Below are 3,658 nucleotides of genomic sequence, written 5' to 3' on the forward strand. Positions count from 1 at the left end.
ACCGCAGTCAATGTAATGTAGTGGCCTGGTGAAACCACCCTTTATACATTACATCTCATGCGCTGCTGGACAGGGTGTACCCGGTGAGATAGCCCATCTTGGGGTCCGCGCCGTGGCTCAGGGGGTTCACCCGCCGCCCGTTCTCCACCACCTCGAAATGGAGATGCGGACCGGTGGAGTTCCCGGTGGAACCGGTGATGCCGATGACATCCCCCTGGTTCACATACTGACCCACGCTGACCTTCCGGCTGCTCATATGAGCATAGAGCGTGGTGTTTCCGCTGCCGTGGGAGATGACTACATACTCACCGTAGGAGGAACTGCGCTGGGAGACAATCACCGTCCCAGCCTTGGCGGCGTATATGGAGCTGGTATAGCCCACCCGGCCAATATCCGTACCCTGGTGATTGGTTGAGCCAATGCCGCCGGGAGAGGCCCGTCCGCCTACGGTGGACGTGATATACCGGCTGTTTACCGGCCAAATGTAGCCGCCGGGATTGGACTGACCGGACATTCCCTGGGCAGCCAGCTGGGCCTGGAGCTCCCGGTTCAGCCGCTCAATCTCCTTTTGAATCGCCTCCTGCTCCGCCTCCATCTCATCCAGTGTGGCCTCCGTCTCGCTCTCCGCCGACGCGATCTGCTGGATGACCTTGTTTGCCTCAGCCCGCTGGGTGTCCAACTCTTTTTTCTTCTCCACCAGCTCCGCTTTGGCCGCCTCGGACTCCGCCCGGCTGCCCTCCAGAGAGATTCTGGCCTCCTCAATCCGGACCTGCATGGCCTTCAAATCGTCAATGACCCGCTGGTCCGCCTCCATGATCTCATTGATGAAATCCATGCGGGAGAGCAGGTCTGTAAAGCTGTCCGCCTTGAAGAGCACCGACCAGTAGGAGATGGTGCCCTGCTCCTCCATGGCCCGCACCCGGCGGCAGAAAAGGGCGTACTGCTCCGCCTCCTCCGCCTCGGCCTGACGGAGCTCCCCCTCCTTCTGAGCAATGAGCCGGTCATACTGGGCAATCTGCTCCTCCACGTTCGAAATCTGGGAGGAGGTATTGGCAATCTGCTGGTCCAGAATGTTTTTTCGCTCAATGGCGGTACTCTTGTCGTTGGCCAGAGTCTTTAACTGCGCTTCCAGCTCCTTGCGCTGGTCCTTCAAATCTGCGGCGTCGCCTTTCAGCGCGTCGATGTCCGCCTGGGTCACCACAGCGATGGCCGGGGAGAAATCCGCCGCCAGACACAGCACCGCCAGACACAGGCACAGCAGTCCCCTGCAGAGTCGTTTGTATCTTGCCCGTCTCAACGCCGTCACCTCACACTTGTAAGAACTTCCGGATGGCGGAGAGGCTGCCTCCCACGCCAATCAGAATCCCCGCCCCCGCGAAAATCACCGCCACAGCGGGCCACAGCTGCTGGAAGGGGACGACCTTGATGAGCTGGAGCGTATCGCTGGTGTCCACGCCCTGGGCCACCGCCTCATAGAGCCCCCACTGAAGGAAAAAGGAGAGCGTGGCGCTCAAAAAGCCCAGCAGCAGTCCCTCATACACAAAGGGCCAGCGGATAAAGCCGTTGGTGGCTCCCACCATGCGCATGATGGCGATCTCCTCCCGCCGGTCAAAGGTGGTGAGCTTGATGGTATTTGAGATGATGAACACCGACACGATGAAGAGGATGGCAATCAGGGCGGCGCACACCACAGAGGCAATGTTCCGGATGGCAATGAAGCCGGAGGCGATCTCCTCGTAAGCGCTGACATCGGCGATGCCGGGCACCTGCCGCAGCTGGGCCACGGTCTGGCTCTGCTGCTCCAGGCTCTCGATCTTGACCACATAGCGGTCCCGCAGAATCTCCGGGTCCAGATTCTGGAACAATGGGTCGTCGGCATACTTCTCCGCAAAGCTGTCCATGGCCTGAGCCTTACTGACATAGGTGGTGGTGAGAACATTGGGCAGCGCCTCCAGCTCCCGCTGCACCCCCAGGGCCTCATTCCTGCTGTAGGACTCGTCCACAAAGGCCAGAATCTCGTTCTCCTGCTCCAGTCCTGCCAAGAGCTCGTTGGCGTTCACCGCCACCAGGGTGAAAGTGCCCATGATGAGGAGGCACGCCACGGTGATGCCGATGGAGGCGAAGGACATGAAGCCGTGGCTGAACATATTGGACACGCCCTCATGCAGAAAATATCCCAAGTTGTGTTTACCCATGTATGTGTCCTCCCACGTAGCCGCCCACGCCGTCGTTGATCACGTGGCCGCTGTCGATGGTAATCACCCGCTTGCCGAAGCGGTCCACCAGATCCTTCTCGTGGGTCACCACCACCACGGTGGTGCCCAGCTGGTTGATCTTCACCAAAAGGTCCATCAGCTCCAACGACCGCTCCGGGTCCAGGTTGCCGGTGGGCTCGTCGGCGATGATAGTCTCCGGGTTGTTCACCAGGGCCCGGGCAATGGCCACCCGCTGCTGCTCGCCGCCGGAGAGCTCCGTGGGATAACTGTCCGCCTTCCGCTCCAGGTCCACCAGTTCCAGCACATAGTTGATCCGGCTTTTGATCTCCCGGGGTCTGGCACCTACGGCCCGCATGACAAACTCCAGGTTTTCATAAACTGTCTTTTTCTCAATAAGGCGAAAATCCTGGAAAATGACCCCCAGAGTCCGGCGCATCAAAGGAATCTGCCTGCCGGAGATCTTGGTGATGGAGAAGCCGTTGATCATAATCCGGCCCGCGGTGGGGACCACCTCCCCGGTGAGCAGCTTGATGATGGTGGACTTGCCAGAGCCGGAAGGCCCTACCAGAAAGACAAACTCCCCATCCTCAATGGTCAGGGTGATCCCGCGGATGGCCCTGGTTCCGTTGTCGTATTCCATCTCTACATTTTTCAGGCGGATCATACAGGCACCTCGCTCCGTATTAGTCGGCGCACCGGCCTCAAAGGCCAGTCGACATAATTCCCAAATAAAACACATTATATATGGTTTTCTGCCGCAATGCAACCAAAGTTTGCAATTCCGACTGGGGAAAATTCTGCCAGCTCTCCGATGGTTTTGTACTATCACAGTAGTATGCCTGTTCAGCCTATCACATCTTATCACGGCTGTCAAGGCCGGACTGTCGAAAAAAGGCGGCGGACCCAGGTCCGCCGCCTCCGAATATATGGTTCAGGAGTCAATACCCCGGGAGGTCAGGTATTTCTTGACCATCAGCGCCACTTTAAAGGTAATGGCGTCGTCGAACTCCCGCAGGTCCAATCCGGTGAGCTTCTTGATCTTCTCCAGCCGGTAGACCAGGGTGTTGCGGTGGACGAAGAGCTTCCGGGCGGTCTCGGAGACGTTGAGGTTGTTCTCGAAGAACTTGTGGATGGTGAAGAGGGTCTCCTGGTCCAGGGAGTCGATGGGGTTCTTCTTGAAGACCTCCACCAAAAACATCTCACACAGGGTGGTGGGGAGCTGGTAGATCAGCCGCCCGATGCCCAGGTTCTCGTAGTTGATGATGTACTTCTCCGTGTCGAAGACCTTGCCCACCTCAATGGCGATCTGGGCCTCCTTGTAGCTCTTGGCCAGGTCCCGCAGGTGGATGGCAATGGTGCCGATCCCCACCACCACGGTGCTCTCCCCGCCGGAGCGCAGCGCCTCCTCCAGGGTGACGGCGATCCGGTTCAGCTCCTTGATG

Annotated in this window: 4 protein-coding genes; all 4 read right to left on the reverse strand. The window is 58.8% G+C overall.

Annotated features, from left to right (window positions below; genetic code table 11):
- Positions 1-55: 55 nt before the first annotated feature.
- Positions 56-1,297 (reverse strand): murein hydrolase activator EnvC, encoded by a 1,242-nt coding sequence (locus QZ326_RS11885; RefSeq protein WP_295745486.1) that lies wholly within the window; start codon positions 1,295-1,297, stop codon positions 56-58.
- A 10-nt stretch (positions 1,298-1,307) separates the two neighbouring features.
- Positions 1,308-2,195 carry a permease-like cell division protein FtsX gene (ftsX, locus tag QZ326_RS11890; protein WP_295745489.1) on the reverse strand — a complete coding sequence of 296 codons (888 nt, stop codon included), beginning with the start codon at positions 2,193-2,195 and terminating at the stop codon, positions 1,308-1,310.
- Positions 2,188-2,880: a cell division ATP-binding protein FtsE gene (ftsE, locus tag QZ326_RS11895; protein WP_295745490.1), complete on the reverse strand. Its 693-nt coding sequence runs from the start codon at positions 2,878-2,880 to the stop codon at positions 2,188-2,190. The genes ftsX and ftsE overlap by 8 nt, the downstream gene beginning before the upstream one ends.
- Before the next feature lie 267 nt (positions 2,881-3,147).
- Positions 3,148-3,658, reverse strand: a 511-nt coding sequence (locus tag QZ326_RS11900; protein WP_295745492.1) for a CdaR family transcriptional regulator, incomplete at its 5' end; no start/stop codon positions are given.

Source organism: uncultured Oscillibacter sp. (assembly GCF_910587525.1).
Lineage (GTDB): Bacteria > Bacillota > Clostridia > Oscillospirales > Oscillospiraceae > Oscillibacter.

Bases quoted from the DNA above. Each gene is read 5' to 3' on its own strand.
- ftsE (WP_295745490.1), bottom strand. From the start codon at position 2,880: ATGATCCGCCTGAAAAATGTAGAGATGGAATACGACAACGGAACCAGG.
- ftsX (WP_295745489.1), bottom strand. From the start codon at position 2,195: ATGGGTAAACACAACTTGGGATATTTTCTGCATGAGGGCGTGTCCAAT.